The sequence below is a fragment of the Variovorax sp. 10N432 genome (assembly GCF_056394465.1).
The window spans coordinates 226,588-240,013 of the sequence record NZ_JBFTHX010000008.1 but is presented as its reverse complement, the minus strand read 5'-3'; the positions used below and the strand labels follow the sequence as shown (position 1 = coordinate 240,013).

Sequence of the window (13,426 nt, the reverse complement as noted above, 5' to 3'; positions counted from 1 at the left end):
GTCGTAGGCCTTCGCTTCGCCGCCGAACTTGGCCGACAGCACGGTGGCGATCGCCGCCGTCAGCGTCGTCTTGCCATGGTCCACGTGACCGATCGTGCCCACGTTGACGTGCGGCTTCGTGCGGGTGAATTTTCCTTTTGCCATTTTCTCGACTCCGAAAAATAACTAGATCAACACACTGACATGGGGTTGCAACCGGCCGGCTGCAACCCCAAAACTGGTGCCCATTGCGGGAATCGGACCCGCGACCTCTCCCTTACCAAGGGAGTGCTCTACCACTGAGCCAAATGGGCGATATCAAAAAACCTGCGCTTCGCGCTGACCTGGACCTCTGGAGCGGGAGACGGGAATCGAACCCGCGTCATTAGCTTGGAAGGCTAGGGTTCTACCATTGAACTACTCCCGCATCGTGACACCCTCCGGGGTGCCGCAACGGTCACAGTCAAGCGCTCTGCAAAATCCATTTTTCGCTGGTGGAGAGGGCTGGATTCGAACCAGCGTACTCGTAAGAGGGCAGATTTACAGTCTGCTGCCATTAACCACTCGGCCACCTCTCCGGCGAACCTCGGAATATAGCACGAGTAGCAGGGCTGGTCGATCGCAGGCCTTCTACCGGGGCTCATTTCCCGAGAGCCTTAGATTTTCGCACGAAATCAGGCCCCTTCTTGCCCCGACCCCAAGGTTTCTGCTTCGCGCCAGGCGCGCGCCTGCCCGAAATGGCCGCAGCCGATGAAGGGCAGCGGGGGCCGCAGGGCCGACAGAGGCGAAGGATGGTTGGCCACCAATATTTTGTGACGACTTGTATCGATCAGGGCCCGCTTGGTCTGGGCATGCGCCCCCCACAGCATGAAGACCACCGGCCGGTCGCGCTCGGCCACGTGGCGGATCACCGCATCGGTCAGCGCCTCCCAGCCGCGTCCCGAATGGCTGGCGGCCTGGCCCTCCTCCACCGTGAGGCAGGTGTTGAGCAGCAGGACGCCGTGCGTAGCCCATTTCGCCAGGCTGCCGCCCGGGTTCGGGAAGGCCGGCGGCGGCGTGCCGAGGTCGCGCTGCAATTCCTTGAAGATGTTGCGCAGCGACGGCGGCAGCGGCACGCCGGGCGCCACCGAGAACGCCAGCCCCTCGGCCTGGCCGCGGCCGTGGTACGGGTCCTGGCCGAGGATGACGACCCGGACTTCCTCGGGCGGTGTCAGTTCGAGCGCCCGCAGCGGCTGCGGCGGGAAGATCACGGCGCCGGCGTCGAGCCGCTCGCGCAGGTAGGCCAGCAGCTTGACGCCGACCGGGCCGGCGAAGAACCCGTCGACCAGCGGCTGCCAGCCCGGCGCGACCGGCCAATCGGCCGGATCGGCCGTGGCGAGTTGGCCGTGCAAGCTCATCTGAAAAGCTCGGCCAGCGCCTCGCCCGGCTCGTCCGCCCGCATGAAGGTCTCACCGACCAGGAAGGCGTGGACGCCAGCGGCGCGCAGCCGGGCCACCTCGTCGCGGGTCGCGATGCCCGACTCGGTCACCAGCAGGCGATCGGCCGGCACCTGGGCCCGCAGGTCGAGCGTGGTCTGCACCGACACCTCGAAGGTGCGCAGGTTGCGGTTGTTGATGCCGATCAGCGGCGTGCGCAGCTTGAGGGCGCGCTCGAGCTCGGCGCCATCGTGCGCTTCCACCAGCACCGCCATGCCGAGCCCGGCCGCGATGGCTTCGTAGTCGCGCATCTGGGCATCGTCGAGGCAGGCGACGATCAGCAGGATGGCGTCGGCACCCATCGCGCGCGACTCGTAGACCTGGTAGGGGTCGACGATGAAGTCCTTGCGCAGCACCGGCAGCTCGCAGGACGCCCGGGCCTGCTTCAGGTAGTCGACCCCGCCCTGGAAGAACTGGCGGTCGGTCAGGACCGAGAGGCAGGCGGCGCTGACCTGGCCGTCGCCCTCGGCGTAGCTTTGCGCGATGTCGGCCGGGATGAATTCGGCGCGCAGCACGCCCTTGCTCGGGCTCGCCTTCTTGACCTCGGCGATCACCGCGGCGGCGCCGGCGTCGATCTTGGCGCGCAGCGCGCCGACGAAGTCGCGCGTCAGCACACGGCTCTCGGCATCGAAGCGCACGGCTTCCAGCGGGCTTTTCTTCTTGGCGGCGGCGATCTCCTCGCGCTTGACGGCGACGATCTTGTCCAGGGTGTTCGACATGTCTCTTGTCCTCCTCAGGCGGCCGCGGTGGCGGCAGCGAATTCGGCCAGCTTGGCCTTGGCCGCGCCGCTGTCGAGCGCGGCCCGGGCGCGCTCGACGCCGGCGGCGATCGAATCGCTGACATTGGCCGCGTACAGCGCGGCGGCGGCGTTCAGCACGACGATGTCGCGCGCCGGGCCCGGCTGGTTGTCGAGCACGTCCAGCAGCATCGCCTTCGACTGCTCGGGGGTCTCGACGCGCAGGCTGCGGTTGCTCGACATCGAGAAGCCGAAGTCCTCGGGGTGCAACTCGTATTCGCGGACCTCGCCGTCCTTCAGTTCGCCGACCATGGTGGCGGCGCCAAGCGAGACCTCGTCCATGCCGTCGCGGCCGTAGACCACCAGCGCATGCTCGGCGCCGAGGCGCTGCAGCGCCCGCACCTGGATGCCGACCAGGTCGGGGTGGAACACGCCCATCAGGATGTTGGGCGCGCCGGCCGGATTGGTCAGCGGGCCGAGGATGTTGAAGATGGTCTTGATGCCGAGCTCCTTGCGCACCGGGGCCACGTTCTTCATCGCCGGATGGTGGTTCGGCGCGAACATGAAGCCGATGCCGACATCGGCGATGCACTTGGCGATCTGCTCGGGCTTCAGGTTGATGTTGATGCCCAGCGACTCGAGCACGTCGGCGCTGCCGGACTTGCTGCTGACGCTGCGCCCGCCGTGCTTGCTGACCTTGGCGCCGGCCGCGGCGGCGACGAACATCGTGCAGGTCGAGATGTTGAAGGTGTGGGAGCCGTCGCCGCCGGTGCCGACGATGTCGACCAGGTTCGTGGTGTCCGCCACCGGCACCTTGGTCGCGACTTCGCGCATCACCTGCGCGGCAGCGGTGATCTCGCCGATGGTCTCCTTCTTGACGCGCAGACCGGTGATCAGCGCCGCCATCATCACGGGCGAGCATTCGCCGCTCATGATGAGGCGCACGATGTGCAGCATTTCGTCATGGAACACCTCGCGGTGCTCGACGGTGCGCTGCAGGGCTTCCTGGGGAGTGATGGGCATGGTGTGTGTCTCTCGGGTTTCAGTGGGGAGCGGACGGTGCCAGCGGGGCGTCGGACAGCGCGAGCCGCAGGCCGAAGCCGACGAACAGCGCACCGGCGCCGCGCTGCAGCCAGTGCATGCCGCGCTGCACCAGGCCGACGCGGCGCGCGGTCCAGCCGGCCGCGAGCGCCCACGCCACGTTGACGAAGATCGCATTGAAATTGAACAGCACGCCCAGCAGGAAGAAGGCGAGCGCCTTGTCGTCGGTGCCCGGCGCGATGAACTGCGGCACGAAGGCCAGGAAGAACAGCGCCACCTTGGGGTTCAGGGCGTTGGTCCAGAAGCCGCCGAGGAACACGCTCCTCGCGCTCGCCGGGGCGGCCGCTTCCAACGCCGGTGCGGCCTCGGAAGCGCGCGAGAACAGCATCCGCACGCCGACCCACAGCAGGTAGGCCGCGCCAACCCACTTGAGGACGGCGAAGGCAGTGTTGGAGGCGGCCATCAGGGCGCTCAGGCCCAGCGCCGCGGCAACGATGTGGACGAAGCAGCCCGCCGTGATGCCGAAGCCCGCGAGGATGCCGGCGCGCACGCCGGAACGCAGCGAATGGCTCACGATGTAGAGCACGTCGGGCCCCGGCGTGAGGTTCAGCAGCAGGCCCGCGGCGACGAACAGCAGCAGCGCGTGGGCGTCAGGCATGGAAGAAGCTCCGGATCGCGCCGATGGCGCGGTCGATGCCGGCCGCGTCGACGTCCAGATGGGTGGCGAAGCGCAACCGGTAGAGGCCGGTGGCGAGCACGCCGTGTTCCTTCAGGTGGGCCAGCAGCTCGGCCGAGCGCGATCGCGCCGCGCCGGTCAGGTCGACGAACAACAGGTTGGTCTGCGGCGCCTCGACCTGCAGGCCGTCGATGCCTTGCAGGCCTTGCGCCAGCCGCTGTGCCAGCGCATGGTCGTCGGCCAGGCGATCGACGTGGCGTTCGAGCGCATGGGAAGCCGCCGCGGCCAGCAGCCCGGCCTGGCGCATGCCGCCGCCGGCCATCTTGCGGATGCGGTGGGCGCGCGCGATGAACTCGCGCGAACCGCACAGCGCCGAGCCGACCGGCGCGCCCAGGCCCTTGCTGAAGCAGACCGACACGCTGTCGAAGCAGCCGGCGATGCGGAGCGCCTCGGCGCGCACCTCGGTGCCGAGCGCGGCCGCCTGGGCGGTGGCCGCGTTGAAGAGCCGGGCGCCATCGAGGTGGCGCGCCAGTCCCTTGCGCTGCGCGAGTTGCGTGGCCTGCTCCACATACGAGAAAGGCAGCAGCTTGCCGCCGAGCGTGTTCTCGAGCGCCAGCAGCCGGGTGCGGGCGAAGTGGGCGTCGTCGGGCTTGATCGCGGCCTCGATCGCCTCCAGCGCCAGCGTGCCGTCGGGCTGGTGGTCGAGCGGCTGCGGCTGCACGCTGCCGAACACCGCCGCGCCGCCGCCTTCCCAGCGGTAGCAGTGCGCCTGCTGGCCGACGATGTATTCGTCGCCGCGCTGGCAGTGCGAGAGGATCGCGCAGAGGTTGCTCTGCGTGCCGGTGGGCACGAACAGCGCCGCCTCGAAGCCGAGCATCTCGGCGATCTGGCGCTGCAGCGCATTGACGCTGGGGTCGTCGGCGAAGACGTCGTCGCCGAGCGGCGCCGCGAGCATGGCTGCGCGCATGGCCTCGGTCGGCTGGGTCACGGTGTCGCTGCGCAGGTCGACGACCTTGGACGAGGGATGGCTCATTGGCGTCACTCCAGGAAGTTCTTGAGCATCGCGTGGCCATGCTCGGTGAGGATCGATTCAGGGTGGAACTGCACGCCTTCGACGCGCACCGCATGGGCGAAGCCGGTGTGGCGCACGCCCATGATCTCGCCGTCGTCGGTCCAGGCGGTGAGCGCGAGCGTCTCGGGGCAGCTTTGGCGCTCGATCGCCAGCGAGTGATAGCGGTTGACGCTGAACTTCTCGGGCAGGCCGGCGAAGACGCCCTCGCGGGTGGTCGTGATCTCGCTGACCTTGCCGTGCATCAGCTGCTGGGCGCGGATGATCTTGCCGCCGAAGGCGGCGCCGATCGCCTGGTGCCCGAGGCAGACGCCCAGAATCGGCAACTTGCCCGCGAAGGCCTGGATCGCCGCCACCGAGACGCCGGCCTCGGCCGGCGAGCACGGCCCCGGAGAGACCACCAGCCGGTCGACACCGCCGGCGATGCGCTCCTGCAGGCCCTCGAGCGTGATCTCGTCGTTGCGATGCACCTCGACATCGGCGCCGAGCTCGCCGAAATACTGCACCAGGTTGTAGGTGAAGCTGTCGTAGTTGTCGATCATCAGGAGCTTCATGGCTTGACTCCGATCCGGTGCACGCCCTTGACCACCGGGAACACGTTGAAGTTGATCAGCAGGCCCAGCCGCAGCCCCGACAGCCGCACGGCCGCCTGGGCCTGCGCGCGGTGCAGGTCGGTCAGCGCGTCGACCGCCTTGAGCTCGACCACCACCGACTGCTCGACCACGAAGGCGGCGCGGCAGACTTCGCCCAGCGCACGGCCCTTGTAGCTGGCCGCCACCGGCACGTCGCGCTGGAAACCGATCTCGCGCTCGGCGAGCTCGATCTCGAGCGCGGCGGCGTAGACCGCTTCGGGCAGGCCGGTGCCCAGCACCCGCTGTACCTCGACCGCGGCGCCGATGATCTCGTGGGAGAAGTCGTTGTTGTTGTTCTCGTCGCTCATCATTCCAACCCTTCTTCGACCAGTTCGGCAGCACGCAACAAGGCCCGCGCCTTGGCCTCGGTCTCTTTCCATTCGAGTTCGGGCACCGAGTCGGCCACCACGCCGGCCGCGGCCTGCACGTGCAGCATCTGGTCCTTGACGATGCCGGTGCGGATCGCGATCGCGACGTCCATGTCGCCGGCATAGCTGATGTAGCCGCAGGCGCCGCCGTAGAGGCCGCGCTTGGTCGGTTCGAGCTGGTCGATCAGCTCCATCGCGTGCACCTTGGGCGCGCCCGTGAGGGTGCCGGCGGGGAAGGTGGCCTTGAGCACGTCGATCGCGGTCATGCCGTCCTTGAGCGTGCCTTCGACATTGCTGACGATGTGCATCACGTGGCTGTAGCGCTCGACCGCGAAGGCCTCGGTCACCTTCACCGTGCCGGTCTTGGCGATGCGGCCGATGTCGTTGCGCGCCAGGTCGATCAGCATCACGTGCTCGGCGCGCTCCTTGGGGTCGTTGATCAACTCGACCTCGGCCGCGCGATCGAGCTCGGGCGAGGCGCCGCGCGGCCGGGTGCCGGCCAGCGGGCGGATCGTGATCTTCTGCTCGCCCTCGCCGGTGTGCTCCTGCCGCACCAGAATCTCGGGCGAGGCGCCCACGACGTGGAAATYGCCCAGGTGGTAGTAGTACATGTAGGGCGAGGGGTTGAGCGAACGCAGCGCCCGGTACAGCGACAGCGGCGACTCGGTGTAGCGCTTGCTGATGCGCTGGCCGACCTGCACCTGCATGAAGTCGCCGGCCGCGATCAGCTCCTTGGCGCGCTCGACCGCCGCCAGGTAGTCGGCCTTGGCAAAGCTGCGCTGCGCCGGGTGCGCCTGGCTGGGCCTCACCTGCGGCGCGCTGACCGAGTACTTGAGCTGGTCGCGCAACTCGCGCAGCCGGCGCTTGGCGTTGGCATAGGCCTCGGGCTGGGCGGGGTCGGCATAGACGATCAGGTAGAGCTTGCCCGAGAGGTTGTCGATGACCGCCAGCTCCTCGCACTGCAGCAGCAGGATGTCGGGGCAGCCCAGGGTGTCGGGGGGGCAGCTCTTCTCGAGCTTCTTCTCGATGTGGCGCACGGTGTCGTAGCCGAAGTAGCCGGCCAGGCCGCCGCAGAAGCGCGGCAGGCCCGGACGCAGCGCCACCTTGAAGCGCTGTTGGTAGGCCGCAACGAAATCGAGCGGGTTGCCATGGGCTTTTTCCACGACTTTGCCGTCCGTTACAACCTCGGTCAGGGCGTCGGCGCCGAAGCCGCTGGCCCGCAGCAGCGTGCGCGCCGGCAGGCCGATGAAGCTGTAGCGGCCGAAGCGCTCGCCGCCCACCACCGATTCGAGCAGGAAGCTGTGCTTGCCGCTGTCCTTGGTGTAGGCCAGCTTGAGATAGAGGGAAAGAGGCGTTTCGAGGTCGGCAAAAGCCTCGACCATCAGCGGGATGCGGTTGTAGCCCTGCGCGCTGAGGCTCTTGAATTCGAGTTCGGTGATCACGGGTGGGGTCTCCGTCGGCCAGCTGACGCTTCGATGGTCGCTGGCGGGGTCATTCTGGTTGGCCAGTTCAGGTGAACTGAAGGCCGCGGGCGCACGGCGTGCGCCGTGCAATCAGACAGGCAACGACGATGGCGTGCGCCAAGGCCAGGCTCCCCGGCTGCCTTGACCTGTCTGAATGACGTGATGAATGAACATGTGAATTGGGAGTTTAGCCCAGGGACAAGCCACATACAAAAAGATACATTGGGGTTCTTTAAATAATTCGTGCGGCCTACGGAGACCCTGATGCCCTTCTTCCACCTGCGGCGCCTGCTCGCGCTGTCCACCCTTGCGCTCGCGTCGTTCGCGGCATCGGCCGCCCAGGTCGACGTGGCGGGGGTCAAGCTCGACGACACCCTCGACCTGCGCGGCAGCAAGCTGCTGCTGAACGGCGCCGGCGTGCGCTACAAGGCCGTCTTCAAGGTCTACACCGCCGGGCTCTACCTCGGCAAGAAGGCCGACACCGTCGAAGAAGTGCTGGCCGCACCGGGGCCGAAGCGCGTGACCATCACCATGCTGCGCGACATCGATGCCAACGAGCTCGGCAAGCTGTTCACGCGCGGCGTCGAGGACAACTCGCCCAAGAGCGAGATGTCGCAGCTGATCCCCGGCCTGCTGCGCATGGGGCAGATGTTCGCGGACCAGAAGATGCTGAAGGCCGGTGACGGCTTCACGGTCGACTGGATCCCGGGCAGCGGCAGCCTGGTCACGGTGCGCGGCGTGCCGCAGGGCGAGCCGATCAAGGAGCAGGCCTTCTTCAATGCGCTGCTGCGCATCTGGATCGGGCCGTCCCCGGCCGACTACAAGCTGAAGGACGCGCTGCTGGGCAAATCATCCTGAGCGCTCAATTCGAGCAGCGAGTCGACGAACCCGTCGGCGTCCACGCCGCGCACCGGCTCGCCATGGTTGTACCCGTAGCTGACCAGCACCACCGGGCAGCCGGCCGCGCGCGCGGCCTTGGCGTCGTTGCTCGAGTCGCCCACCATCAGGGTGCGCGCCGGCAGCGTGCCCAGCGCCTCGCACGTCTTCAGCAACGGCAGCGGGTCGGGCTTCTTGCGCTCGAAGGCATCGCCGCCGAAGACCTGGTCGAAGTAGCCGTCGAGGCCTTTGGCGGCCAGCAGCGGGAGGGCGAAGGCGGTCGGCTTGTTGGTCAGGCAGGCCAGGCGCAGGCCCCGCGCCCGCAGCGCCGACAGCCCGGCGGCCACGCCTTCGTAGACCCGGGCATGCGCCCCGTTGATCGCGAGGTAGTGGTGCTGATAGCGGTCCCAGGCGCGTTCGTAGAGCGCCGCGGCGGCGCCGACATGGCGCAGCACGGACGCGATCAGGTGCTCGGAGCCCTTGCCGACCATGGCCTCGACGGCCGGCGCCTCGACCGCCGCCAGCGACAGGTCGCGCAGCATGAGGTTCAGGGCGACGACGAAATCGCCGAGGGTGTCGACCAGGGTGCCGTCGAGGTCGACGATCGCGGCGTCGAAGCGGGAAAGGTCGATGGGTTGAGGTTTCACGCGCCGGATCATAGGGGTCCGGCGACAGCAGCAGCGATGCGAAAATGCCGCACGCGCCCCGATTCAAGCCTCGGTGACAGTCTGGGCCGCGACCACCGCCTCGGTGCGATTGCGCACATTGAGCGCGCGGAAGATCGCCGCCAGGTGGATCTTGACCGTGCCCTCGCTGATGCCGAGGGCGCGGCCGATGAGCTTGTTGGGCTTGCCCTGCGACAGCAGCTGCAGCACCTCGACCTGGCGTTCGGTGAGCACGTTGCGCAGGTGCTCGAGCGTCTGGGCCGTCGCGGCACCCGATCCGCGCTGGACACCGTCGGCGGCGCCGACGCCGGGGATGCCGGCGACCACGCCGGGCGGCAGCGACGACAGCATCATCGGCGGCACGTAGACGCCGCCGGCCAGCACCAGCCGCACCGCCGACAGCATGACCTCCGGCGAATAGGCCTTGGGAATGAAGCCGAGCACGCCGCGCTCGAGCACGCTGCGCATCACGGCCGGGTCTTCGTAGCCCGACAGCACGATGACCGGCACGGCCGGCAGGCGGCGGCGGACCTCGTCGATGTGGGCCTGGCCCTCGGCACCGGGCATGTTCAGGTCGATCACGGCCAGGTCGAGGTCGTCGCTGGCGCTGGCGAGCAACTCGTCGACGCTCATGGCCAGGACGAAGTCGATGCCGGGCTCTAGTTCCGACAGCTTGGCCTTGACCGCCTCGATGACGAGCCGGTGGTCGTCGGCGATCAGGATTTTCATGGCTTTCCCCAGCGACTTGGATGGATACGGGCCCGCCGACGATAACGGTGAACGAGGCGCGCATCAAGGCGGATTTCGTTCCCCGAACGACATAGCTCCCAAGCGATATGGCGCCGGCGCGCGGCGATGACGGAATATTTCGCATCCAAGAACGAGCGGAGACAAGGTCATGTGCCAACGATGCAGGCGCAACCGCAGGGCTCCGATCGGCAGCCACGCCCCGGCGTGAACAAGCCTGGCCGCGAGGGCTGAATGGCTCGCCTGCTCGACACTTTTTCCAGCTTCGTGTCGTTCGGGCTCGGCCTCGATGCGTCGATCGCGGCGGACCGTGCCGAGCCCGGCTGCGAGAGCGCCCGGCAGCAGGCGCTGAACCTGCTGGAAGAGGCCCGGACGGCGGCCCTGGCGCTCGGCCGCCCGGCCGCGGCGGTCGAGTCGGCCCGCTTCGCGATGGTCGCCTGGATCGACGAGATCCTGGCGCGGCACCCCGGCTGCAAGAACGCGGGCGGCTCGCCGCTGCAGCTGCGGCTGTTCAATTCCAGCAATGCCGCCAGCGAGTTCTTCCATCACCTGTCGACGCTCACGGTCGACGACGACGAGGTGCGCGAGGTCTACTGGCGCGTGCTGGCACTCGGCTTCAAGGGCCAGTACTACTTCGAGAACGACGACAGCGGCGAGCTGGGCAAGCTCAAGGCGCTGCACGCCGAGCAGCTCGCGCTGCAGCCGGCGCCGATCGACGGCCTGGCCCAGGCCCCCATCACGCCGCAACCCGATGGCCTCCCGGACCCGCCCGGCCCGCGCGATCCGCTGTGGCGCCGGCGCGCGCTGCTGCGAACCTGCGCGGCGCTGGCGCTGCTGGTCCCGCTGGCCTACGCGCTCTGGTTCATGTTCGCGGGGCTGAGCGAAGCGCCGCTGACGCTGGGCCAGCGCATCGACCTGCAACTCCAGTCCTATGCCTGCGCGGACCTGTCGGCCACGGTGGCGCCCGATGGCCAGGCGCGGGTGCAGGGCTTCGTCTCGAACGCCGAGGAGATGGCGCAGGTGCAGCAGGACGTGCGCGCCCTGCCGGGGGTCAGCGCCGCAGAGTTCGACCTCCAGCTGCGGATCTGGCCGCACTGCGAGGTGCTGGCCCTGCTCAAGCCCTACCAGGCGCGCAACCGCGAGCTGGCCCTCGGGCTGGCGATCGCCACGCCGACGGCACCGACGGGCCGCCTGCGGGAAGGCGACCGGGTCCTGATCGAGGTCACGAACGCGCGGCGCGACGGCTACCTGTGGGTTGACTACTACACGGCCGACGGCGCCGTGCTGCACCTGAACGCGGGGCCGGTGCAGCTGCGCCTGACCGCCGGAGAGACCATCGAGCTCGGACGCGACATCCCGTCGAGCTGGCTCGCGGCGCCGCCCTTCGGCACGGTGCTGGTGACCGCGCTGTCCTCTCCGATGCCCTTCGCCCAGGCGTCGGAGCGGCCGCCCTTCGAGCTGGCCTCGGCCTACCTGCAGCGGCTGCGCGAATCGCTGGCGGTGGGCGAATTCGGCGCCCGCGCCGTGGCCGAGATGGTGTTCCTCGAAACGGTGCCGCGCTGAGGTTCTGAACCAGCTCAGTCGTCGTCGCGCACGCGATGCTGCGCGGTCAAGGTCTGCTGGGTGCCCGGCGGCACCGCCTCGTAGTGCGACAGCGCGATGGTGTAGCGGCCCTGGCCGCTGGTCATGGCGTTGAGCCGCGACTGGTAGCTGGCCAGCTCCGACATCGGCACCTGGCCCCGGACCACAACCGTCCCGGCGCCGCCGTTCGCGGTGCCCGTGACCAGCCCGCGGCGCGAGGACAGGTCGCCGGTGACGTCGCCGATCGCGTGGTCGGGCGCGGCGATCTCGATCTGCACGATCGGCTCAAGCACGATCGGCCGCGCCGCCCGGATGGCGGCCATGAAGGCCTTGCGTCCGGCGGTCGCGAAGGCGATGTCCTTGCTGTCGACGCTGTGGTGCTTGCCGTCATGCACCACCACCCGGACGTCGACCACCGGGTAGCCGGCGATCGCGCCCGTCGCCAGCACCTCGCGCACGCCCTTCTCGACCGCCGGGATGAACTGGCCCGGGATCGCGCCGCCCTTGACCTCGTCGGCGAACTCGAAGCCGGCGCCGCGCGCCAGCGGCTCGATGCGCAGGAAGACCTCGCCGAACTGGCCGGCGCCGCCGGTCTGCTTCTTGTGGCGGTGGTGGCCTTCGGCCGGCGCGGTCACGGTTTCGCGGTAGGCGATGCGCGGCGGCCGGGTCTCGACCTCGAAGCGGTAGACCTCGCGCAGCCGCTCGAGCATCACCCGCAGGTGCAGCTCGCCGAGGCCGTAGATGATGGTCTCGTTGGTGGCCACCACGTGCTCGACCCGCAGGCAGGGGTCCTCGGCGACCAGCTTGCCGAGGATTTCCCAGGCCCGCTGTTCGTCGCCGTGGCGCTTGGGCTCGACCGCCAGGCCGTGCACCGGCACCGGGAAGGCCAGCGGCGCCAGGTGCACGTGGTCGTCCTCGGCGGCGTCGTGCAGCACGGCGTCGAAGTGGATCTCGTCGACCTTGGCCACCGCCACGATGTCGCCCGGCAGCGCCCGCCCCACCTCGACGTAGTCCTTGCCCTGCAGCATGAACAGGTGGCCGACCTTGAAGGGCTTGCGGCCGTCGCCCACATAGAGCTGGCTGTCGCGCGTGACCGTGCCCTGGTGGACGCGGAAGATCCCGAGCTTGCCCACGTAGGGGTCGACCGTGACCTTGAAGACATGCGCCAGCACGTGCAGCGACGGGTCGGGCCGGGCCTGCATCGGCTCGGCCGCAGCGCCCTCGCCGAGCAGGAAGTCCGGCGGATTGGCTTCGGTCGGATCGGGCAGCAGCTTGACGACGACGTCGAGCAGCTCCGTCAGGCCGGCGCCGTTGCGCGCCGAGACGAAGCAGACCGGGATCAGGTGGCCTTCGCGCAGCGCCTGCTCGAGCGGCGCGTGCAGCTCGGCGGCATCGACGTCGCCCTCGGACAGGTAGCGGTCGACGAAGGCCGCATCGACCTCGACCACCTGCTCGACCAGCGCCCGGTGCGCGTCCTCGACGCTGCCGATGTCGGACTGCCCCTCGCGGTTGAAGAAGCAGTCGACGACCTGCGTGCCACCCGCGGCCGGCAGGTTGAGCGGCAGGCATTCGCGCCCGAAGGTCGACTGGATCTGCGCCAGCAGGCCGTGCAGGTCGACGCCCTGGGTGTCGATCTTGTTGACGATCACCATCCGCGCCAGGTGCCGCTCGGCGGCATAGGCCATCATGCGCAGGGTCATCGGCTCGATCCCGGTGGCCGCATTGACGACCACCGCCGCGGTCTCGACGGCTTCCAGGGCCGGCAGGCTCTGGCCGAGGAAGTCGGCGCCGCCGGGCGTGTCGATGAAGTGGACCCGGGTGCCGGCATGCGTCAGGTGCATGACCGAGGCATTGAGCGAATGCTGCATGCGGCGCTCGAGGGGATCGTGGTCGCTCACGGTGCTGCCGCGCTCGACGCTGCCGCGGGCGCCGATGGCACCCGCCTTGTGCAGCAGGGCCTCGGCGAGCGAGGTCTTGCCGGCGGCGGAGGCGCCGACGAGCGCCAGGGTTCGCACCGCTTCCATTTCGGCCGTCTGGCCGTTCGTTCGGCTTGGCATGGGCTGTCTCCTCGGCGCCTGGGCGGCGGCCCAGCGTACGGGATCGGCCGCTCCGATGCAA

The 13,426-nt window shown here is 69.0% G+C and carries 14 protein-coding genes and 3 tRNA genes; 2 read left to right on the top strand and 15 right to left on the bottom strand.

All coding sequences use genetic code 11. From position 1 onward, the window contains the following. The 12 genes from AC1DF3_RS12695 to trpE all read right to left on the bottom strand — a co-directional run. On the bottom strand, positions 1 to 144 hold a 144-nt coding region (locus AC1DF3_RS12695; protein ID WP_341888899.1), incomplete at its 3' end, for a GTP-binding protein. A 74-nt stretch (positions 145 to 218) separates the two neighbouring features. Then, positions 219 to 293 (bottom strand) — tRNA-Thr (locus AC1DF3_RS12690). 39 nt (positions 294 to 332) lie between these two features. Then, positions 333 to 406, bottom strand: a tRNA-Gly gene (locus tag AC1DF3_RS12685). A gap of 65 nt (positions 407 to 471) precedes the next feature. Further along, a tRNA-Tyr gene (locus tag AC1DF3_RS12680) sits at positions 472 to 557 on the bottom strand. Between the two features lie 96 nt (positions 558 to 653). After that, positions 654 to 1,376: a uracil-DNA glycosylase gene (locus AC1DF3_RS12675; RefSeq protein WP_478139802.1), complete on the bottom strand. Its 723-nt coding sequence runs from the start codon at positions 1,374 to 1,376 to the stop codon at positions 654 to 656. Then, the gene (trpC, locus tag AC1DF3_RS12670) at positions 1,373 to 2,173 is read right to left on the bottom strand and encodes an indole-3-glycerol phosphate synthase TrpC (protein ID WP_301810890.1); all 801 of its coding nucleotides are present in this window, start codon (positions 2,171 to 2,173) and stop codon (positions 1,373 to 1,375) included. The genes AC1DF3_RS12675 and trpC overlap by 4 nt, the downstream gene beginning before the upstream one ends. A gap of 14 nt (positions 2,174 to 2,187) precedes the next feature. Next, the gene (trpD, locus tag AC1DF3_RS12665; protein WP_286533727.1) at positions 2,188 to 3,213 is read right to left on the bottom strand and encodes an anthranilate phosphoribosyltransferase; all 1,026 of its coding nucleotides are present in this window, start codon (positions 3,211 to 3,213) and stop codon (positions 2,188 to 2,190) included. 19 nt (positions 3,214 to 3,232) lie between these two features. Beyond that, positions 3,233 to 3,889 carry a LysE family translocator gene (locus AC1DF3_RS12660; protein WP_478139801.1) on the bottom strand — a complete coding sequence of 219 codons (657 nt, stop codon included), beginning with the start codon at positions 3,887 to 3,889 and terminating at the stop codon, positions 3,233 to 3,235. Beyond that, positions 3,882 to 4,940, bottom strand: a complete 1,059-nt coding sequence (gene ltaE / locus AC1DF3_RS12655) for a low-specificity L-threonine aldolase (protein WP_478139800.1) — start codon at positions 4,938 to 4,940, stop codon at positions 3,882 to 3,884. Before ltaE ends, AC1DF3_RS12660 begins: the two co-directional genes overlap by 8 nt. Before the next feature lie 5 nt (positions 4,941 to 4,945). Next, on the bottom strand, positions 4,946 to 5,530 hold the full coding sequence (locus AC1DF3_RS12650) for an anthranilate synthase component II (RefSeq protein WP_286533722.1): 585 nt from the start codon (positions 5,528 to 5,530) through the stop codon (positions 4,946 to 4,948). Continuing rightward, positions 5,527 to 5,919, bottom strand: a complete 393-nt coding sequence (locus tag AC1DF3_RS12645; RefSeq protein ID WP_478139799.1) for a GxxExxY protein — start codon at positions 5,917 to 5,919, stop codon at positions 5,527 to 5,529. Before AC1DF3_RS12645 ends, AC1DF3_RS12650 begins: the two co-directional genes overlap by 4 nt. After that, on the bottom strand, positions 5,916 to 7,418 hold the full coding sequence (gene trpE / locus AC1DF3_RS12640) for an anthranilate synthase component I (protein WP_478139798.1): 1,503 nt from the start codon (positions 7,416 to 7,418) through the stop codon (positions 5,916 to 5,918). Before trpE ends, AC1DF3_RS12645 begins: the two co-directional genes overlap by 4 nt. A gap of 285 nt (positions 7,419 to 7,703) precedes the next feature. Between trpE and AC1DF3_RS12635 the strand changes: the two genes are divergently transcribed. After that, entirely contained in the window at positions 7,704 to 8,297 is a 594-nt protein-coding gene (locus AC1DF3_RS12635; RefSeq protein ID WP_286533717.1) for a chalcone isomerase family protein, read from the top strand. Here the strand turns inward: AC1DF3_RS12635 and gph are convergent. Both gph and AC1DF3_RS12625 read right to left on the bottom strand, forming a co-directional pair. Continuing rightward, positions 8,258 to 8,974 (bottom strand): phosphoglycolate phosphatase, encoded by a 717-nt coding sequence (gene gph, locus AC1DF3_RS12630; protein ID WP_478139797.1) that lies wholly within the window; start codon positions 8,972 to 8,974, stop codon positions 8,258 to 8,260. The genes AC1DF3_RS12635 and gph overlap by 40 nt on opposite strands. A gap of 51 nt (positions 8,975 to 9,025) precedes the next feature. Beyond that, complete coding sequence (locus AC1DF3_RS12625) at positions 9,026 to 9,709, bottom strand: LuxR C-terminal-related transcriptional regulator (RefSeq protein WP_286533714.1); 684 nt, start codon at positions 9,707 to 9,709, stop codon at positions 9,026 to 9,028. Between the two features lie 252 nt (positions 9,710 to 9,961). Between AC1DF3_RS12625 and AC1DF3_RS12620 the strand changes: the two genes are divergently transcribed. Further along, positions 9,962 to 11,290, top strand: coding sequence for a DotU family type IV/VI secretion system protein (locus tag AC1DF3_RS12620; RefSeq protein WP_286533712.1), 1,329 nt, complete (start codon positions 9,962 to 9,964; stop codon positions 11,288 to 11,290). Between the two features lie 14 nt (positions 11,291 to 11,304). On the opposite strand, the gene fusA is transcribed toward AC1DF3_RS12620, so the two are convergent. Further along, positions 11,305 to 13,365: an elongation factor G gene (gene fusA / locus AC1DF3_RS12615; protein WP_478139796.1), complete on the bottom strand. Its 2,061-nt coding sequence runs from the start codon at positions 13,363 to 13,365 to the stop codon at positions 11,305 to 11,307. Positions 13,366 to 13,426 lie beyond the last annotated feature (61 nt).

What these genes read in the sequence shown, in the direction of transcription:
- trpC (WP_301810890.1), bottom strand. Translation starts at nt 2,173, where the DNA reads ATGTCGAACACCCTGGACAAGATCGTCGCCGTCAAGCGCGAGGAGATC.
- trpD (WP_286533727.1), bottom strand. Translation starts at nt 3,213, where the DNA reads ATGCCCATCACTCCCCAGGAAGCCCTGCAGCGCACCGTCGAGCACCGC.
- AC1DF3_RS12645 (WP_478139799.1), bottom strand. Translation starts at nt 5,919, where the DNA reads ATGATGAGCGACGAGAACAACAACAACGACTTCTCCCACGAGATCATC.
- AC1DF3_RS12635 (WP_286533717.1), top strand. Translation starts at nt 7,704, where the DNA reads ATGCCCTTCTTCCACCTGCGGCGCCTGCTCGCGCTGTCCACCCTTGCG.
- ltaE (WP_478139800.1), bottom strand. Translation starts at nt 4,940, where the DNA reads ATGAGCCATCCCTCGTCCAAGGTCGTCGACCTGCGCAGCGACACCGTG.
- AC1DF3_RS12625 (WP_286533714.1), bottom strand. Translation starts at nt 9,709, where the DNA reads ATGAAAATCCTGATCGCCGACGACCACCGGCTCGTCATCGAGGCGGTC.
- AC1DF3_RS12660 (WP_478139801.1), bottom strand. Translation starts at nt 3,889, where the DNA reads ATGCCTGACGCCCACGCGCTGCTGCTGTTCGTCGCCGCGGGCCTGCTG.
- AC1DF3_RS12650 (WP_286533722.1), bottom strand. Translation starts at nt 5,530, where the DNA reads ATGAAGCTCCTGATGATCGACAACTACGACAGCTTCACCTACAACCTG.
- AC1DF3_RS12675 (WP_478139802.1), bottom strand. Translation starts at nt 1,376, where the DNA reads ATGAGCTTGCACGGCCAACTCGCCACGGCCGATCCGGCCGATTGGCCG.
- fusA (WP_478139796.1), bottom strand. Translation starts at nt 13,365, where the DNA reads ATGCCAAGCCGAACGAACGGCCAGACGGCCGAAATGGAAGCGGTGCGA.
- AC1DF3_RS12620 (WP_286533712.1), top strand. Translation starts at nt 9,962, where the DNA reads ATGGCTCGCCTGCTCGACACTTTTTCCAGCTTCGTGTCGTTCGGGCTC.
- gph (WP_478139797.1), bottom strand. Translation starts at nt 8,974, where the DNA reads ATGATCCGGCGCGTGAAACCTCAACCCATCGACCTTTCCCGCTTCGAC.